Raw genomic sequence first — 17,371 nt, 5'->3', positions numbered from 1 at the left:
TCGGCCACCGGAGGCAGCATGAGTGACTGGACCCACCTGAGACACACCGAGGCGGCGGCCCGGGAGATCGGCCTGATGGCCGACGCCGTACGAGGACGGGACGGCGGCACGCCGGTCCCGACCTGCCCCGGATGGGACCTCCGGGCACTGGCCGAGCACACCGGGGCGGTCCACCGGTGGGCGGCCGCGATGGTCCGCGACGCCGCGGCGCACCGCTATCCCCGCGAGGAGATGGACCACGGGTATCCCACCGACTTCACCGGCTTCGCCGACTGGCTGCGGGCCGGAGCCGTGCTGCTGACCGAGGCCATGAAGAGCCGCGACCCGGAGACGGAGGTCTGGGGCTGGGCGGGGGAGCGGAGCGCGGCGTTCTGGTCCCGGCGGCAGTTGCACGAGACCGTCGTCCACCGCGCCGACGCGGAGATCGCCCTCGGCATCGCGCCCGAAGTCGACGAGGACGTCGCGGCGGACGGGGTGGCGGAGTTCTTCGACGTGCTTCCGTACGCCCGGTGGCGGCCCCTGCTCGCCGAGCTGAAGGGCGACGGGGAGTCGATCTCCTGGCGGGCCGGTACGGGCCGGTCCTGGCTCGTCCGGCTCACGTCCGCCGGATTCGCGTACGAGAGGTCGGACGTAGCCGGCGACGTGACCGTGCGCGCGGAGACGACCGGGGATCTGATGCTGACCCTGTGGGGGCGGCGCGAACCCGCCGCGGTCGAGGGAGACGCCGCACTGATGCACTGGTGGCGCGAACGCGCCCAGATCTGAGCGAGAGGCGCCCCCGAAGTGGCTTCGGGGGCGCCTCTCGCGTCTCGTTACGGCAGGGCGAGCATGCGGTCGAGGGCGACCTTGGCCCAGTGGGTGGTGTCCGGGTCGACCGTGATCTGGTTGACGACCTCGCCCGCGGCCAGCGACTCCAGCGCCCAGACCAGGTGCGGCAGGTCGATGCGGTTCATCGTGGCGCAGTAGCACACGGTCCGGTCCAGGAACGTGATGGTCTTGTCGGGGAACCGGTCCGCCAGGCGGCGCACCAGGTTCAGCTCCGTGCCGACGGCCCAGGAGGACCCGGCGGGAGCCTCTTCCAGCTTCTTGATGATGTACTCGGTCGAGCCGACGAAGTCCGCCTTGTTGACGACCTCGTGGCGGCACTCGGGGTGGACGAGCACGTTGACCCCCGGGATGCGGGCCCGCACCTCGTCCACGCACTCCGCGGAGAAGCGGCCGTGGACCGAGCAGTGGCCCTTCCACAGGATCATCTTCGCGTTCTCGAGCTGTTCCCGGGTGAGGCCGCCGTTCGGGCGGTGCGGGTTGTAGACCACGCAGTCGTCGAGCGACAGGCCCATCTCCAGCACGGCCGTGTTGCGCCCAAGGTGCTGGTCGGGCAGGAACAGGACCTTCTCGCCCTGCTCGAAGGCCCAGTCGAGGGCACGCCGGGCGTTGGAGGAGGTGCAGACGGCGCCGCCGTTGCGCCCGCAGAACGCCTTGATGTCCGCGCTGGAGTTCATGTACGTGATCGGCACGACGCGGTCGGCGATCCCGGCGTCTTCCAGGGCGTCCCAGCAGTCCTCCACCTGGGAGAAGGTGGCCATGTCGGCCATCGAGCAGCCGGCGGCCAGGTCGGGGAGGACGACCTTCTGCGTGTCGCCGGTCAGGATGTCGGCCGACTCGGCCATGAAGTGGACGCCGCAGAAGACGACGTACTCGGCCTCCGGCCGGGCCGCGGCCTCGCGGGCGAGCTTGAACGAGTCGCCCGTCACGTCGGCGAACTGGATGACCTCGTCACGCTGGTAGTGGTGACCGAGCACGAACAGCCGGTCGCCCAGCCTCTCCTTGGCCGCGCGGGCACGCTCCACCAGCGCCGGGTCGGACGCGGGAGGCAGCTCGCCCGGGCAGTCGACGCCGCGCTCGCTGTGCGCGTCGGTGCCCTGGCCGAGGATGAAGAGCGGAAGGCCGGTCTCGGTGATCGTCACGACCACACCCCCTAGGGGACTTATCGTCTAACTGACGACTAATCATTACACATCGTTTCGCCCTGTTCGTCCGTGGGGTTGCGGGTACACCCGTGGAATGTGTAGGGACCGGCGGGTGTTGGTAGCGTCTAGGTAGGACGTCAGAACCATTCGACCGCTCCGGGTGGGCGGTTGGCGCAGACGCGGGAGTCAGCACATGACGGTTGAGAGCAGCGAGACCACGCAGCAGGGCCTGATCCTGACTGACGCGGCCGCCGGGAAGGTCAAGAGCCTGCTCGAGCAGCAGGGCGAGGAGGGGCTGCAGCTCCGGGTGGCCGTCCAGCCGGGTGGCTGCTCGGGTCTTCGCTACCAGCTCTTCTTCGACGACCGTTCCATGGACGGCGACGTGGTCTCCACCTTCGGCGGCGTGAACGTCGTCACCGACCGGATGAGCGCGCCGTACCTCGTCGGCGCCACGGTCGACTTCGTGGACACGATCGAGAAGCAGGGGTTCACGATCGACAACCCCAACGCGACGGGCTCGTGCGCCTGCGGCGACTCGTTCAACTGACGGCGCCGCCGCGCCCGGCGGCCGGGAACTGAGCGCCCCGCACGGACATCGTCTGTGCGGGGCGTCGTCGTGCCCGAGACGGTACGCTCGACAGGTTCGGCGGGAGCACCGTCCCCGCCCCCTGTCTTCCTGACTGTCTCCCTGATGCTGACAACGAGGAGAATGGCCCCGTGCGCATCGCCGTCACCGGCTCCATCGCCACCGACAACCTGATGACGTTCCCCGGCCGCTTCGGCGACCAGCTGATCGCCGAGCAGCTCGACCGGGTGTCCCTGTCGTTCCTCGTGGACGACCTGCAGATCCGCCGCGGCGGCTGCGCGGGCAACATCGCCTTCGGGATGGGCTGCCTGGGGCTCACCCCCATCCTCGTCGGCGCGGTCGGCACCGACTTCGCCGACTACCGCTCCTGGCTGGAGCGGCACGGCGTCGACTGCGACTCGCTCCACGTCTCCGAGCTGCGCCACACCGCGCGCTTCCTGTGCACCACGGACGAGGACCACAACCAGATCGCGTCGTTCTACACCGGCGCCATGGCGGAAGCCCGGGAGATCGAGCTGGGACCGATCGCCGAGCGTGTGGGCGGGCTCGACCTGGTCCTCATCAGCCCCAACGACCCGGAGGCGATGCTGCGGCACACCGACGAGGCGCGCACCCGCGGCATCCCGTTCGCGGCGGACGTGTCGCAGCAGCTCGCCCGGATGCCCGGCGAGGAGATCCGCAGGCTCGTCGACGGCGCGGCCTACCTGTTCAGCAACGACTACGAGCTCGGGCTCATCGCCCAGAAGACCGGCTGGTCGGACGAGGAGATCCTCGACCGGGTCGGCGTACGGGTGACCACCCTCGGCCCCAAGGGCGCCAGGATCGACCGCAAGGGCGAGCCCTCGATCCACGTCCCGCCGGCTCCCGAGCTCGGCAAGGCCGACCCCACCGGGGTGGGCGACGCCTTCCGCGCCGGGTTCCTCGCGGGCCTCGCCTGGGGGCTGTCGCTCGAACGCTGCGGCCAGATCGGCAACCTCATCGCCACCCACGTGCTGGAGCGGGTCGGCGGCCAGGAGTACGAGCTGCGCCAGGGCGTCTTCGTCGAGCGCTTCGCCTCGGCGTACGGCCAGGAGGCCGCCGACGAGGTGGCCGCCCACGCCCGCTGCCACTACGCCTGACGCTCCGCCTCTCCACACCGTCGTGACCCGTGGTTCGCCCCGGCAGTGCCCGCGGCGAACCACGAGGTCGCTAGTAGTTGCGGCGGACGTGGATGGACCAGCCGCCCTGGGGGAGTTCGTGGCTGGCCACGTGCTCGTGTGACTTCAGCCGGCACCAGGCCGGTACGTCGGTGAAGGCGGCGGGGTCGTCGGCCAGCACGGCCACCACGGCGCCCATGGGCACCTGGTTGATCCGCTCGGCGAGCATGATGATCGGGATCGGGCACTTGCGGCCCAGCGCGTCGACCGTCAGCGCGGGGACCTCCGCGGGCCGGGGCGGTGCCTCCGGCTCCTCTGCCCGGGTGTCCCGGCCGTCCGGCCGTCTGCGCCACATCACCGCACCCCCAAGCTCGACCGGATCCGCCGCACTATCCCCGGCAGCACCGCGAGGAACCGATCGACGTCGTCCTCGGACACGCCACGGGGCAGCGATACCCGGACATTCCCATGTGTAAGCACGCCCATCGCTTCGAGGACGTGCGATGGACGAAGCGTACTCGCCGTGCAGGAACTTCCTGACGAGACGGCGAAACCGGCCTTGTCGAGCTCGGTCAGCAGCGCCTCGCCCTCGACGTACAGGCAGGAGAAGGTCACGATGTGCGGCAGGCGCAGGTCCGGGTCGCCGACGACCTCGACGTCGGGCACCAGCCGGGGCACCTCGGCGCGGATCCGGCCGGTCAGGGCCGCCAGCCGCCGCCCCTCGGCCTCCGCCTCCGCCGACCTCGCGCGCAGCGCCGCCGCGGCGGCCACGATCGCGGGCACGTTCTCGAACCCCGGCACGCGCCGCCGTTCCCGTTCGTCCTCGGGCAGCGGCGAACGCCAGCGGACGCCCTTGCGGACCGCCAGCACGCCCACCCCCGCCGGGCCGCCCCACTTGTGGGCGCTCGCGGTCAGCACCGACCAGCCTCCGGGGACCGGCAGACGGCCCGCCGACTGGGCGGCGTCGACCAGCAGCGGCACACCGGCCTCCCGGCACGCTTCCGCCGCGTCCTCGACCGGCTGGAGGGTCCCGACCTCGTGGTTGGCCGTCTGCAGGCACGCGAGGGCGGTTCCGGGGCGCGCGACGGCAGCGGCGAACGCCTCCGCGTCCACCCGGCCGGTACGGCCGACGCCCACGATCTCCACCTCGCCGCCGTCGCGCTCGTGGACCTCCCCGGCGTGCAGGACGCTGGAGTGCTCGACCGCGCTCGCCACCAGGCGGCGCCCGGCCCGGCGGCGGCCGGCCAGCGTGCCGAGGACCCCGAGGTGGACGGCCTGCGTCCCGGAGGAGGTGAACGACACCTCGTCGGCGCGGGCGCCGATCAGTTCGGCTACCTCTGCCCGCGCGCGCTCGAGTAACATCTGGGCGCGGCGCGCCGTGCCGTACAGGCGGGCGGGATCGGCCCATCCGGCGTCGATCGCCGCCAGCAGAGCGTCACGGGCCGCGGGATGGAGAGGTTCGGTCGACGCCGCGTCGAGGTAGGCCACAGTTAGGACATTAACGGGGGCTGCTCAGAGGGGCGGCGCCGGTCCGCGCTAATGTGTCCCCCAGCGTGAACTCAACCAAGTAAAGGGCAGACCGGCGGAAACACCACAGCCGGTCGCACCTTTGGGTCAAATTGGAAAACCCGCCCAAGGGAGGAACTCTTGGGCTTCATCTGTGGGGTAGGCGATCCGTGAGTCCGACCCGCCGTACGACACGGCGACCGTGGGCACGCCGCCGGTTGCCCGGAGCCGCCGCCCTGGCGCTGCTGGTGGCGTCCGGGACGGCGTGTAGCAGCCAGGCGATCGATCAGTGGTCTCGTGGGGGCATGCCGGAAGGCGCCACCAAGCAGGCCGGCATCGTCCAGACGCTCTGGAACGGGAGCTGGATCGCGGCTCTCGCCACCGGCGTGGTCGTCTGGGGCCTGATCCTGTGGGCGTGCGTGTTCCACCGCAAGAAGAAGAACAGCCCCGACGAGCTGCCTCCGCAGGTGCGTTACAACCTGCCGATCGAGATCCTCTACACGGTGGTCCCGGTCATCATGGTGGCGGTCTTCTTCTACTTCACGGCCCGTGACGAGACCGAGATCACGCGGATCACCAAGGCCGCCCCGGTCAAGGTGGCCGTCGAGGGCTACCAGTGGAGCTGGCGCTTCACGACCGACTACCAGGGCCAGAAGGCCGTGGTCGCGGGCGTGCCGGTGGACCTGAGCAAGCAGAGCGTCGAGAACCCCCAGGGTCCGCAGCTCGTGCTGCCGGTCAACACCCAGGTGCAGTTCGACCTGCACTCGCCCGACGTCATCCACTCGTTCTGGGTGCCGGCGTTCCTGTTCAAGCAGGACGTCTTCCCCGGCAATGTGGAGAACCACTTCCAGATCACGACGCTCGACAAGCCGGGCGTCTTCGTCGGCCGATGCGCCGAGCTCTGCGGCACCGACCACAGCAAGATGCTGTTCTCCGTGAAGCTCGTCCCCCAGGCCGAGTTCGACCAGTACATCAAGAGCCAGGCGGGGAGTGCGCAGTGACCGCCATCCAGGAACCGGCCGGCATCGCCGCGCGGCCGAACACCAAGGGCACGGTCATCGCCAAGTGGCTGTCCTCGACCGACCACAAGGTGATCGGGCACCTCTACCTGATCACGTCGTTCGTGTTCTTCCTCATCGGCGGCGTCATGGCGCTGGTGATGCGGGCCGAGCTCGCCCAGCCCGGGCTGCAGTTCGTGTCGTCGGAGCAGTTCAACCAGCTCTTCACGATGCACGGCACGATCATGCTGCTGATGTTCGCGACGCCGCTGTTCGCAGGCTTCGCCAACGAGCTGATGCCGCTGCAGATCGGCGCCCCCGACGTGGCGTTCCCGCGGCTCAACATGGTGAGCTACTGGCTCTACCTCTTCGGCAGCACCATCGCCGTCCTCGGCTTCTTCACCCCGGGCGGGTCCGCCTCCTTCGGCTGGACGGCGTACGCGCCGCTGTCGAACGCGGTGACCTCGCCGGGCCTCGGCAGCGACCTGTGGGTGATGGGCCTGGCGATGTCCGGCCTCGGCACGATCCTCGGCGCGGTGAACTTCATCACCACGATCCTCACCATGCGGGCCCCCGGCATGACGATGTTCCGGATGCCGATCTTCACCTGGAACATCCTGCTGACCAGCATCCTGGTGCTGCTGGCCTTCCCGGTGCTGGCGGCGGCGCTGCTCGCCCTGGAGGCCGACCGCAAGCTCGGCGCGCACATCTTCGACTCGCCCACCGGCGGGGCGATGCTGTGGCAGCACCTGTTCTGGTTCTTCGGCCACCCCGAGGTCTACATCATCGCGCTGCCGTTCTTCGGCATCATCACGGAGATCCTTCCGGTCTTCAGCCGTAAGCCGATCTTCGGGTACATCGGCCTGGTCGGCGCGACCATCGCCATCGCGGGCCTGTCGGTCACCGTGTGGGCGCACCACATGTTCGTCACCGGCCAGGTGCTGCTGCCGTTCTTCTCGTTCATGACGTTCCTCATCGCCGTGCCGACCGGGGTGAAGTTCTTCAACTGGATCGGCACGATGTGGCGGGGACACCTGTCGTTCGAGTCGCCGATGCTGTTCGCCGTCGGCTTCCTGGTGACCTTCCTGTTCGGCGGCCTGACCGGCGTCATCCTGGCCTCGCCGCCGCTCGACTTCCACATCAGCGACACCTACTTCGTCGTCGCCCACTTCCACTACGTGGTCTTCGGCACCGTGGTGTTCGCGATGTTCGCGGGCTTCTACTTCTGGTGGCCCAAGTTCACCGGCAAGATGCTCAACGACAAGCTCGGCAAGGTCCACTTCTGGATGCTGTTCTTCGGCTTCCACCTGACCTTCCTGGTGCAGCACTGGCTGGGCGTCATCGGCTTCCCGCGGCGGTACGCCGACTACTCCCCGGTCGACGGCTTCACCGACCTCAACATGATCTCCTCGGCCGGCGCGCTCCTGCTGGGCGCGTCCACGCTGCCGTTCTTCTACAACGTGTGGCGGACCTGGCGCTTCGCGCCCAAGGTCACCGTGGACGACCCCTGGGGCTTCGGCGGCTCGCTCGAATGGGCGACCTCCTGCCCGCCGCCGCGGCACAACTTCCTGTCGCTGCCGCGGATCAGGTCCGAGCGCCCGGCGTTCGACCTCAAGTACCCGCACATCACGGCCAAGCCCGAGCTCGTGGAGGAGGCCCGATGAAGATCCAGGGCTGGATGTTCCTGCTCTGCGGCGTCTTCTTCGCCGCGGCCGACGTGGTCTACTGGTTCTGGTCCAAGGAGCCGACCGGTACGACCGCCATGGCGATCTCCGTCGGCCTGGCCCTGATGATCGGCTACTACCTGCTGTTCACGGCGCGGCGCATCGGCGACCAGCCCGAGGACAACAAGGAGGCCGAGATCAGCGACGGCGCGGGCGAGATCGGCTTCTACAGCCCGCACAGCTGGTGGCCGCTGTTCGTCTGCCTGTCGGCCGCGCTCACGTTCTTCGGCTTCGCCGTCGGGATGTGGCTGTTCTTCCTCGGCGTGTTCTGCACGCTCATGAGCATGATCGGGTTCGTCTTCCAGTACTACCGGGGCAACTTCTCGCACTGAGCCCCTGACCCGGCGGCGGCCGGTCGGCGATCTCGCCGGCCGGCCGTTCGCGTTCCTCCCGGTCTCCGTGCCGGTGGTTCTTTGCCGACCTTCGGTACGGTGCCTGCCCGCTCGGGACGCGGCCCGGGAATAACTCCCGGAAAGCGACTTGAGGGAGACGGACGTGCGTGCTCGTGCGGGGGCGCTGGCCCTTCTCGTGGTGGTGGCCGGGTGTTCCCTCTCCGAGAGAGGGGGCGAGGAGCGCCGGTCAGGAACGCCGATCAGCGTCACCCCGCTGGACGGCTCCGGGGAGCTGCCGCCGGAACTGCCCATCCTCGTCGGCGCAGCGGGCGGCACCCTCACCCACGTGGTCGTACAGGCCGCTGGGCGGCCCGTGGAGGGCGTGTTCAGCGCCGACAGGTCCCAGTGGCGCAGCGCCCGTCCCATGACCCCTGGCACGTCCTACAGCGTCGAGGCGACGGCCACCGGACCGGACGGCCCGGGGAGCAGGACCGTCCGCTTCTCCACCAAGCCGGCGGCCAAGACGTTCGCCGTCACCACCCTGGTGCCGAACAAGGAGGACACCGGCCTCACGGTCGGCGTCGGAATGCCGATCATCCTGACCTTCGACAAGCCCGTCACCGACCGCGTGTCGGTGGAGCGCAACCTCTTCGTGCAGGCGTCTAAGCCCGTCGACGGCGCGTGGCACTGGCTGGACGCCAAGAACGTCGTCTTCCGCCCCCGGCACTACTGGCCGCCGTACACGAAGGTCCGGGTGACCGCCCGTCTCGCCGGGATCAGGGGCGGCGACGGCATGTACGGCAAGCAGGACTACACGCGCGACTTCAAGATCGGCCGGTCGCAGATCAGCGTGGCCGACACGCAGACACACCATATGAAGATCGAGCTGGACGGCAGGCAGATCAAGGACATGCCGATCAGCGCGGGCAGCGGCGACGTCTTCCGCCACCACACCACCAGCGGCATCCACGTGGCGATGTCCAGGGAAGACGTCACGGTCATGACCTCCCCGGACGCCGGTCCCGGCCAGGCCGGTTACTACGAGACGACCGTGTACAACAGCGTCCGGATCTCCAACACCGGCGAGTACGTCCACGGCGCTCCCTGGTCCGTCGGCGACCAGGGCAACTCCAACGTCAGCCACGGCTGCGTGAACGTCAGCCCGGAGAACGCCAAGTGGTTCAAGAACAACACCCTGGTCGGCGACCCCATCGTGGTGACCGGGACTCCGCGCAGGCTGGACGCGGACAACGGGTGGAGCTACTGGCAGGACGACTGGCCGGCGTGGCTCAAGCGCAGCCGCCTGCGCGCCGCCCTCTCCGACCCGCTCTGAACCGCTCCGACCCGCTCTGAACCGCTCCGACCCGCTCGAGTTCGCCTCTCCTCTGGACCGGCCTTCTGGCCGGACCCCTTCCGACCGGTTCCGCCGGGCGCTCCACCGAGGCAGGGACCCGTGCGGGGGGCGGCCAGGCCGCCTCTCGTAGCCGCGGAAGGCGGCCCAGCAGACGGCCAGGGCCGCCGCGAACGCCGGCAGCCAGGCCAGGCGGGCGGCCACCCAGCCGGGATCACCGGGGACGGTGTGCAGACCGGACAGCGCCCGATCGGCGAGCGGGGTCGCCGCGAAGACCACCGGGAACCACATCGGCGACCACACCAGCTTGCTGAGGTGCTGACCCTCGTCGGACGCGGACTGTCCAACGCCGAGATCGCCGCCGAGCTGTTCATCAGCCCCGCGACCGTCAAGACGTACGTGACGAGGCTGCTGGCCAAGCTCGACGCCCGCGACCGTGTGCGGCTCGTCATCATCGCCTACGAGACGGGCCTCGTGTCACCCCGCGCCTGAGCACGAGAGCGCCCCGATGAGCGAAGCGGGAAACACAGCGGCCCGGCGGGGGAGTGGGTCCCCCTGCCGGGCCGCTGTGTGCCGGTCAGTTCGCGCCGGTCGGGTTGTGCGTCAGTGGAGTTCCTTGCGCTCGCCGGCGCCGACGGCGGCGGGCTCCTCCTCGTGGTGGCCGTTGTGGTGGCCGTCGGTCAGCGGGACGTGGTCGGTGCCGTACGCCTCGCTCATCCTGGTCCGGAGCCGGCCGATCGCGCTGCGGGCGCCCTTGGGCGGGATGCCGTCGCCGTCCGCCGAGCCCGTCAGGACCGGGATCTCCTTCTTGCCGCGGATGTGCTCGGCGATGTCCTCCGCCGGCGGCGTGTGGACCTCGATGTACTGGCCGTTCGGCATCCGCTTGATGACCCCGGACTCGACGCCGTGCGACAGCACCTCGGCGTCCTTGCGCTGGAGGCCGATGCAGGTCCGGTAGGTGATCCAGTACGCGATCGCCGGGCCGATGAAGACGGCGAACCGTCCGAACCAGGTGGTCGTGTAGAGGTCGATGTGGAAGTTCGCCGAGATCTCGTCGTTGGCGCCGAGCAGCCACAGGATTCCGTAGAACGTGATGGCCGAGATGCCGATCGAGGTGCGGTGCGGGTTGTTGCGCGGCCGGTCGCACACGTGGTGCTCGCGCCGGTCGCCCGTGACCCACTGTTCCAGGAACGGATACAGCGCCAGGCCCGTCATGATGATGCCCATCGGCACCAGGGCCGGGATCAGCACGCTGAACGTCACGGTGTGGCCGAGGAAGTTGATCTCCCACGCCGGCATGAGACGGAGCGCGCCCTCCAGGAAGCCCATGTACCAGTCGGGCTGGGAGCCGGCCGAGATGTTTGCCGGGTTGTACGGCCCGAACAGCCAGATCGGGTTGATCTGGGCGAACGTGCCGAGGAGGGCGATGACCCCGAACGTGAACAGGAAGAACGCGCCCGACTTGGCCATGAAGGCCGGGTAGAACGGCGCGCCCACCACGTTCTTCTCGGTCCGCGCCTTGCCCGGCATCTGCGTGTGCTTCTGCACCCACATCAGGATCATGTGGGCCGAGATCAGCGCGAGCAGGATGCCCGGGATCAGCAGGATGTGGATCGTGTAGAACCGCGGGATGACGTCGTGGCCCGGGTACTCCCCGCCGAACAGGAAGAACGAGATGTAGGTGCCGACGATCGGGATCGACTGCGCGACGCCCTGGGTGATCCGCAGACCCGCGCCGGAGAGCAGGTCGTCGGGGAGGGAGTAGCCGGTGAGGCCCTCCAGCAGCGCCAGGGTGAGCAGGCCGACGCCGATGAGCCAGTTGAGCTCACGCGGCTTGCGGTAGGCGCCGGTGAAGAAGATGCGCAGCGCGTGCGCCGTCATGCCGGCGACGAACAGCAGCGCCGCCCAGTGGTGCATCTGCCGGACCAGCAGGCCGCCGCGGACGTCGAAGCTGATGTGCAGGGACGAGGCGTACGCCTCCGACATGCGGACGTCGTACAGCGGGGCGTAGTTCCCCAGGTAGTTGACCTCGCCCATGCTCGGCTTGAACCAGAACGTCAGGAACGTGCCGGTCAGCAGCAGGATGACGAACGAGTAGAGCGCGATCTCCCCCAGAAGGAACGACCAGTGGTCGGGGAAGACCTTGCGCAGGTTGCGCTTGAGGAAGTTCCCCGCGCCCAGCCGGTCGTCGAGGAACGTCGACGGGCCCGTGATGGCCTTCGGAGGAGCGTTCATCACGCCTTCTCTCTTACTTCAGCTTCGGCGTCGCCGCGCTCCCAGAAGCTGGGGCCGACGGGGACCTTGAAGTCGGACTTCGCGACGAGGTACCCCTCCTCGTCGATGCCGAGGGGCAGCTGCGGCAGCGGCCGGGCCGCGGGACCGAAGATGACCTTCGCACCGTCGGCCGCGTCAAAGGTCGACTGGTGGCACGGGCAGAGGATGTGGTGCGTCGTCTGCTCGTACAGCGCGGCGGGGCAGCCCACGTGGGTGCAGATCTTGGAGTAGGCGACGATGCCGTCGACGGTCCAGTTCTTGTTCGTGCCGGACTTGATCTCCTCCGGGCGGAACTTGAGCAGGATCAGCGTCGCCTTGGCCAGCGCGTTCAGGTCCTCCTCGTAGCCCTCGGGGACCACGGAGAGGATGCCGCCCGGCGAGTTGAAGTCGGCGGCGCGGATCGGCTGGCCGGTGCCCTCGACGACAAGCCGGCGCGGCTTGCCGTTCTTCATGGCCTCTCCCCAGACGGTGTGCCGCAGCGAGGTCCCCGGCAGCGGGCCGAGGTCCTTCAGCAGCACCAGCGGGGCGAGGCCGAGCGGCGCCGCGGCCAGCAGCAGCGTGCGGCGCAGCAGCCGGTGCTTGACGAAGCCGCTCTCGTCCGCGCCCTGGAGGAAGGTCTCCTTGACGTACTCGCGCGTGTCCGAGTCGGAGGCCATCAGGTGGCGCTCCTGGACCAGGTTGTACTTCGGCATGATCTGCCGCACCCACACCGTGACGCCGGCGCCCAGCGAGAGCAGGGCCAGCGCCAGGGTGCCGCCGAGCGCGTAGTTCGACGTGGCCGTCTTGTCGATCGTGCCGACCTGGAAGATCACGTACGCGGCGATGAAGGCCGCGCCGGCCAGGAAGGTGATCAGGAAGAGGAACGCGACCATGCGCTCCGCCTTGCGGACCTTGACCGGGTCCTGCGGGATCACGCCTTCGACGCCCGCGGGCTCGTGGATCGGGTCGTGCTCCTCGATGGGCGCGTCGGCGGGCGGCGTGCCGATGACGCGCGTCGGCACCCGGCCGCTCTCGGGATACTCGTTCTGCTCTGTCATGCCTGCGCCCGTCGCTTCTTCGCGGTGATCCAGATGGAGGCCAGGATCAGGAGGCTGAGACCCACGACCCACGCCACGAGGCCCTCGGTGACGGGGCCGATGCGGCCCAGGCCCGACCCGCCCGGGTCGACCTGCGACCTGACGTGGGTGATGTAGGCGATCATGTCACGCTTCTGCTCCGGCGTGATCGTGGAGTCGTTGAACACCGGCATCGCCTGCGGGCCGGTGACCATCGCCTCGTAGATCTGCGTCGGCGTCGCCGGGTTCAGCGGCGGCGCGTACTTGCCGTAGGTGAGCGCGCCGCCCGCGCCGACGAAGTTGTGGCACTGGATGCAGTTGGCCCGGAACAGCTCACCGCCCTTGGCGGGGTCGCCCAGCGCGGGGTTCACCTGCTCCTCGGTCGGCCGCGTCGGGCCGCCGCCCAGGGACTGGACGTACGCCGAGAGCTGGTCGATCGCCTGGTCGGTGGCCCAGTCGGGCCTGGGCTTGCGCGGGGCCTGGGGGCCCGCGTCGGCGGCCGGCATGCGGCCGCTGCTCACCTGGAAGTCCACGGCGGCCGCGCCGACGCCGATGAGCGTCGGGGCCTTGTTGGTGCCCTCGGCGTTCAGGCCGTGACAGCTCGCGCAGTGCGCGACGAAGAGGCTCTTGCCCTCCGCCGCGTCGTCGGCCTTGCCGGACGCGATCGCGGCGTCGGCGGTGCTGCCGTTCGGCGCGGCGAGCGCGTACCCGCCGCCGAGCAGGCCCAGCGCGAGCGCCACGACGGCGACTCGCGCGAGGGGATGGCGCCGTCGGGCGGTGATGGAGTTCACCGAAATCCCCGTTCCGATCATTTGATGATGTAGATGGTCGCGAAAAGGCCGATCCAGACCACGTCGACGAAGTGCCAGTAGTAGGACACGACGATCGCGCTGGTCTGCTGCTCATACGTCAAGCGCTTCGCGGCGTACGTGCGTCCCAGGATGAACAGGAACGCGATCAGACCACCCGTCACGTGCAGACCGTGGAAGCCCGTGGTCAGGAAGAACACCGAGTCGTACGGGGAGTGCGAGAGGACGTGACCCTCACGCGCCAGGTTCCCGTACTCGTAAAGCTGACCGCCCACGAAGAAGGCGCCCATCAAGAAGCTTACGACATACCAGAAGCGCAGCTTCTTGACCTGGCCTCTTTCCACAGCCCACACGCCCAGCTGGCACGTGACACTCGACAGGACCAGAACGGTCGTGTTGAAGGTCGCGAACGGGACTTCGAGGTGCGCCTCGGGCCAGTGCGTGCCCTGTCCGAGGCTGACCGACCGGATGGTGAAGTACATCGCGAACAGCGCCGCGAAGAACATGAGCTCAGAGGACAACCACACGATGGTGCCGACCTGGACCAGGTTCGGCCGGTTGGACCCGTGCGGTCTCGTCGTCGTAGTAATTGCGGATGCTGTCGCCACGCCCAGCATTATTGCGGCTCCCCAGGTCGGGTCGCCCCACGACCCCCCGCTAGGGTCCGTCCGCGCCATCGGAACGGGCATGTCATGGCAGGAGCCCCGGGGCTGCGAGCCTGGCAGCCGCGCCGGTAGCATCACGATGACCATACCCCGCGATTCGACAGTGAGCGTGTAATGAGGGTTCTCGTCTACAGCGACGACGCAGGCACCCGGGAGAAGGTGCGGCTGGCCATCGGGCGGCGCCCGGCCGCTGACGTGCCCCTCGTCGAGATCGTCGAGTGCGCGACCCAGCCGGCCGTGCTCAGGCACCTGGACTCCGGCGAGATCGACGTGGCCGTGCTCGACGGCGAGGCGGTGCCGGCCGGCGGCATGGGAGTCAGCCGCCAGGCCAAGGACGAGGTGCACGACTGCCCGCCGATCCTGCTGCTCATCGCCCGCAGGGACGACCGCTGGCTGGCCAACTGGTCCCGCGCCGACGCGGTGGTCGCGCACCCGCTCGACCCCGTCGTGCTCGCGGAGGCCGTCGCCGACCTCATGCGGCGCCGCCTGAGCGTCACCCGGGCGCACTGAGTCCTGCCCGGAGTTCCACCCCGCACCTTCTCCGACCTGACACCGACATATCGCGGAGCCCACGATGGACACGCGCACCACTTGGCCCTCGACGCTGCACGCCCTGCTCGCGGGTGAGAACCTGACGGCCGACGAGACGGCCTGGGTCATGGGGGAGATCATGTCGGGGGCGGCGACCCCGGCGCAGATCGCCGCCTTCGCCGTCGCGCTCCGGGCGAAGGGCGAGACGGTCGCCGAGGTGACCGGCCTCGTCCGCACCATGTTCGAGCTGGCCACGCCGCTCACGGTCGAGGGCCCGGTGCTCGACATCGTCGGCACCGGAGGCGACCGGGCGCACACGGTGAACGTCTCGACGATGGCGGCGATCGTCGCGGCCGCCGCCGGGGCGAGGGTCGTCAAGCACGGCAACCGCGCCGCCTCCTCGCTGTGCGGGGCGGCCGACGTGCTGGAACGCCTGGGCGTCGCGCTCGACCTCGCGCCGGAGACCACCGCCAGGGTGGCGGTGGAGGCGGGCATCGCCTTCTGCTTCGCGCCCCTCTACCACTCCGCGCTGCGCTTCACCGGCCCGCCGCGCAAGGAGATCGGCGTGCCGACGGTCTTCAACTTCGTCGGGCCGCTGGCAAATCCGGCGCGCCCCGCCGCCCAGGCGATCGGCGTCTTCGACGCCCGGATGCTGCCGGTCATGGCCGGCGTGTTCGCCGAGCGTGGTGTGTCGGCGCTCGTGTTCCGGGGCGACGACGGTCTCGACGAACTGTCGACGGCCGCGCCGTCGACGGTCTTCGTCGTCCGGGAGGGCACCGCGACCCAGACCGTCTTCGACCCGGCCGACCTCGGCATCCCCCGCTCCGAGCCGGGCGACCTGCGCGGCGGCGACGTGGATTTCAACGCGGCGGCGGTGCACGACCTGCTGCGCGGCAAGACCGGGCCCGTACGGGACGCCGTGCTGCTCAACGCGGCGGCCGGCCTGGTCGCCTACGACGGCCCCGGCGACGACCTCGTCGCCGATCTGCGCGCGGCGTACGCCCGGGCGGCGGAGGCGGTCGACTCGGGCAGGGCGGCGCAGACCCTGGAGCGGTGGGTGGAGCTGAGCAGCGCGCTCCGCTCCTCCGGCGCCTGACCAGGCCGGCCCGGCTACCGGCTTCCGGGCCGCCGGCCGCCCGGTTCCGGCCGCCGTCCCGGGATGATCGACTGATCGCTTCCGTGCCGGGGGCTGACCGGTTCCGGCCGCCTCCGCCGCTGGAGGGACCACGCGTCCGCCTGTATGGGGACGTGCCGGGTTCCGCCTGAGCCGTACCGTTCGGGCATGATGCGCCTGTTCGTTGCCCGAGCCCTCCGCCGCTGGGCCACCCTCACCCACGGCAGAATGGCCTCTCTCGTGCCCGTTCGCTCCGCCGGTCTCCGGCCCGGCGGCGCAGGTCACGTCCCCGGGACGGCCGGGAGACGGGGGCGGGAGACGAGCGCGGAGAGCGCGGCCCCCGCCATGGCGGAGGACCACCCCCGCCCGGATGACGCCGCGGCCTGGGAGCGGCTGCGCATCGCCTCGGAACTGCACGACCTGGTCGCGCACGACCTGAGCGTGATGACCCTCGGGGTGGGCGCCGGCCGGGTGATCATGGACAAGGACCCGGAACGGGCACGGCAGACGTTCCGCGACGCCGAGGAGTCCGGCCGCCGGGTCCTCTCCGATCTGCGGCGGATGATCGGCCTGCTCCGCATGGACGGGCTGTCACGAGGGCCCCAGCCGGGGCTGGGCGAGCTGCCGGGCCTGCTGGACGACTTCCGGGCGAGCGGGCTCGCCGTCTCCCTCACGGAGAACGGCACGCGAGGTGGCGGGCCGACGCTGGAGCTGTCGGCGTACCGCATCGTGGAGGAGGCGCTGGGCAACGCCCTGTGGTACGGCACGGCCCGCACGGCGACGGTCACGCTGCGGTGGCTGCCCGCCATCCTGGAGGTCGTCGTCCACGACGACGGGCTGCCCCGCGACAGCCTCGTCGGCACCTGGGAGCGGGCGGCGCTGTTCGGCGGCTCGGTGGCCGAGCACCCGCTGCCTGGCGGCTTCGAGGTCCGCGTCCGCCTCCTGCGCCCCGCCTGAGGCGCGATGGGCGGCCCGGCCGGATCAGTCGGCGTCGCTGAGGCCGATCGAGAAGGCCGCCTCCAGGTCGTGGCGGGAGTAGGTCCGGAAGGCGATGTGGGTCTCGGTGTGCCGCACTCCGGTCACCTTGTTGATGCGGCCCGGCACGACCTCGGCCACCTCGTCGTACCTGGCGACCCTGACCATCGCCAGCAGGTCGAACTCGCCGGTGATCGAATACACCTCGCTGACGCCCTCGACCTCGGCGATGGCCTCGGCGACCTCGGGAATCCGGTCGACATCCGCCTTGATGTGGACGATCGCGGTGACCATTCGGGCCTCTCCTGCTGTGTCGGGGCTTCGCTGTCGCACCCGACACTAGTG

The 17,371-nt window shown here is 70.0% G+C and carries 19 protein-coding genes; 11 read left to right on the top strand and 8 right to left on the bottom strand.

Annotated elements, in window-relative coordinates:
• Positions 1–18 precede the first annotated feature (18 nt).
• Complete coding sequence (locus FED44_RS30665) at positions 19–765, top strand: maleylpyruvate isomerase family mycothiol-dependent enzyme (protein ID WP_138462862.1); 747 nt, start codon at positions 19–21, stop codon at positions 763–765.
• A 47-nt stretch (positions 766–812) separates the two neighbouring features.
• Here FED44_RS30665 and nadA read toward each other — a convergent pair whose 3' ends face one another.
• On the bottom strand, positions 813–1,967 hold the full coding sequence (gene nadA, locus FED44_RS30660) for a quinolinate synthase NadA (protein ID WP_138462861.1): 1,155 nt from the start codon (positions 1,965–1,967) through the stop codon (positions 813–815).
• Positions 1,968–2,163: 196 nt separating this feature from the next.
• On the opposite strand from nadA, the gene erpA reads away from it, so the two are divergent.
• A complete protein-coding gene (gene erpA, locus FED44_RS30655) occupies positions 2,164–2,517 on the top strand; it encodes an iron-sulfur cluster insertion protein ErpA (protein ID WP_117409175.1) in 354 nt (117 codons plus the stop codon).
• A 170-nt stretch (positions 2,518–2,687) separates the two neighbouring features.
• Positions 2,688–3,674: a carbohydrate kinase family protein gene (locus FED44_RS30650; RefSeq protein WP_117409176.1), complete on the top strand. Its 987-nt coding sequence runs from the start codon at positions 2,688–2,690 to the stop codon at positions 3,672–3,674.
• A 70-nt stretch (positions 3,675–3,744) separates the two neighbouring features.
• On the opposite strand, the gene FED44_RS30645 is transcribed toward FED44_RS30650, so the two are convergent.
• Together FED44_RS30645 and FED44_RS30640 are read right to left on the bottom strand one after the other, a co-directional pair.
• Positions 3,745–4,047 (bottom strand): sulfurtransferase TusA family protein, encoded by a 303-nt coding sequence (locus FED44_RS30645; protein WP_117409177.1) that lies wholly within the window; start codon positions 4,045–4,047, stop codon positions 3,745–3,747.
• The gene (locus FED44_RS30640; protein ID WP_138462860.1) at positions 4,047–5,180 is read right to left on the bottom strand and encodes a cysteine desulfurase family protein; all 1,134 of its coding nucleotides are present in this window, start codon (positions 5,178–5,180) and stop codon (positions 4,047–4,049) included. Before FED44_RS30640 ends, FED44_RS30645 begins: the two co-directional genes overlap by 1 nt.
• Positions 5,181–5,368: 188 nt before the next feature.
• Here FED44_RS30640 and ctaC point away from each other — a divergent pair, with 188 nt between their 5' ends.
• The 5 genes from ctaC (at position 5,369) to FED44_RS37800 (ending at position 10,095) form a co-directional block, all read left to right on the top strand.
• Positions 5,369–6,199: an aa3-type cytochrome oxidase subunit II gene (gene ctaC, locus FED44_RS30635; RefSeq protein ID WP_117409179.1), complete on the top strand. Its 831-nt coding sequence runs from the start codon at positions 5,369–5,371 to the stop codon at positions 6,197–6,199.
• Positions 6,196–7,860 (top strand): aa3-type cytochrome oxidase subunit I, encoded by a 1,665-nt coding sequence (gene ctaD, locus FED44_RS30630; protein ID WP_244302410.1) that lies wholly within the window; start codon positions 6,196–6,198, stop codon positions 7,858–7,860. The genes ctaC and ctaD overlap by 4 nt, the downstream gene beginning before the upstream one ends.
• On the top strand, positions 7,857–8,252 hold the full coding sequence (locus FED44_RS30625) for a cytochrome c oxidase subunit 4 (protein WP_117409181.1): 396 nt from the start codon (positions 7,857–7,859) through the stop codon (positions 8,250–8,252). Before ctaD ends, FED44_RS30625 begins: the two co-directional genes overlap by 4 nt.
• Before the next feature lie 163 nt (positions 8,253–8,415).
• A complete protein-coding gene (locus FED44_RS30620; RefSeq protein ID WP_117409182.1) occupies positions 8,416–9,585 on the top strand; it encodes a L,D-transpeptidase in 1,170 nt (389 codons plus the stop codon).
• Between the two features lie 333 nt (positions 9,586–9,918).
• Positions 9,919–10,095 (top strand): response regulator transcription factor, encoded by a 177-nt coding sequence (locus FED44_RS37800; protein WP_396698904.1) that lies wholly within the window; start codon positions 9,919–9,921, stop codon positions 10,093–10,095.
• Positions 10,096–10,206: 111 nt separating this feature from the next.
• Here FED44_RS37800 and qcrB read toward each other — a convergent pair whose 3' ends face one another.
• Genes qcrB through ctaE form a run of 4 tightly spaced genes read right to left on the bottom strand, consistent with a single transcriptional unit; the run spans position 10,207 to position 14,358 of the window.
• Positions 10,207–11,838: a cytochrome bc1 complex cytochrome b subunit gene (qcrB, locus tag FED44_RS30605; protein ID WP_117409183.1), complete on the bottom strand. Its 1,632-nt coding sequence runs from the start codon at positions 11,836–11,838 to the stop codon at positions 10,207–10,209.
• Positions 11,838–12,914 carry a cytochrome bc1 complex Rieske iron-sulfur subunit gene (qcrA, locus tag FED44_RS30600; protein WP_117409184.1) on the bottom strand — a complete coding sequence of 359 codons (1,077 nt, stop codon included), beginning with the start codon at positions 12,912–12,914 and terminating at the stop codon, positions 11,838–11,840. Before qcrA ends, qcrB begins: the two co-directional genes overlap by 1 nt.
• Complete coding sequence (gene qcrC, locus FED44_RS30595; protein WP_117409185.1) at positions 12,911–13,723, bottom strand: cytochrome bc1 complex diheme cytochrome c subunit; 813 nt, start codon at positions 13,721–13,723, stop codon at positions 12,911–12,913. The genes qcrA and qcrC overlap by 4 nt, the downstream gene beginning before the upstream one ends.
• A 17-nt stretch (positions 13,724–13,740) precedes the next feature.
• Positions 13,741–14,358 carry an aa3-type cytochrome oxidase subunit III gene (ctaE, locus tag FED44_RS30590; RefSeq protein WP_117409186.1) on the bottom strand — a complete coding sequence of 206 codons (618 nt, stop codon included), beginning with the start codon at positions 14,356–14,358 and terminating at the stop codon, positions 13,741–13,743.
• Between the two features lie 162 nt (positions 14,359–14,520).
• Between ctaE and FED44_RS30585 the strand changes: the two genes are divergently transcribed.
• From FED44_RS30585 to FED44_RS30575, 3 genes are all read left to right on the top strand, one after another.
• Positions 14,521–14,916: a response regulator transcription factor gene (locus FED44_RS30585; protein ID WP_117409187.1), complete on the top strand. Its 396-nt coding sequence runs from the start codon at positions 14,521–14,523 to the stop codon at positions 14,914–14,916.
• Between the two features lie 64 nt (positions 14,917–14,980).
• A complete protein-coding gene (trpD, locus tag FED44_RS30580; protein WP_117409188.1) occupies positions 14,981–16,033 on the top strand; it encodes an anthranilate phosphoribosyltransferase in 1,053 nt (350 codons plus the stop codon).
• A gap of 258 nt (positions 16,034–16,291) precedes the next feature.
• Positions 16,292–17,008, top strand: coding sequence for a sensor histidine kinase (locus FED44_RS30575; RefSeq protein ID WP_167521634.1), 717 nt, complete (start codon positions 16,292–16,294; stop codon positions 17,006–17,008).
• Positions 17,009–17,032: 24 nt separating this feature from the next.
• On the opposite strand, the gene FED44_RS30570 is transcribed toward FED44_RS30575, so the two are convergent.
• A complete protein-coding gene (locus FED44_RS30570; protein WP_117409190.1) occupies positions 17,033–17,320 on the bottom strand; it encodes an Lrp/AsnC family transcriptional regulator in 288 nt (95 codons plus the stop codon).
• Positions 17,321–17,371 lie beyond the last annotated feature (51 nt).

Source organism: Microbispora triticiradicis, assembly GCF_005864065.1.
GTDB classification, from domain to species: domain Bacteria; phylum Actinomycetota; class Actinomycetes; order Streptosporangiales; family Streptosporangiaceae; genus Microbispora; species Microbispora triticiradicis.
This window is presented reverse-complemented; position numbering and strand designations above follow the sequence as displayed.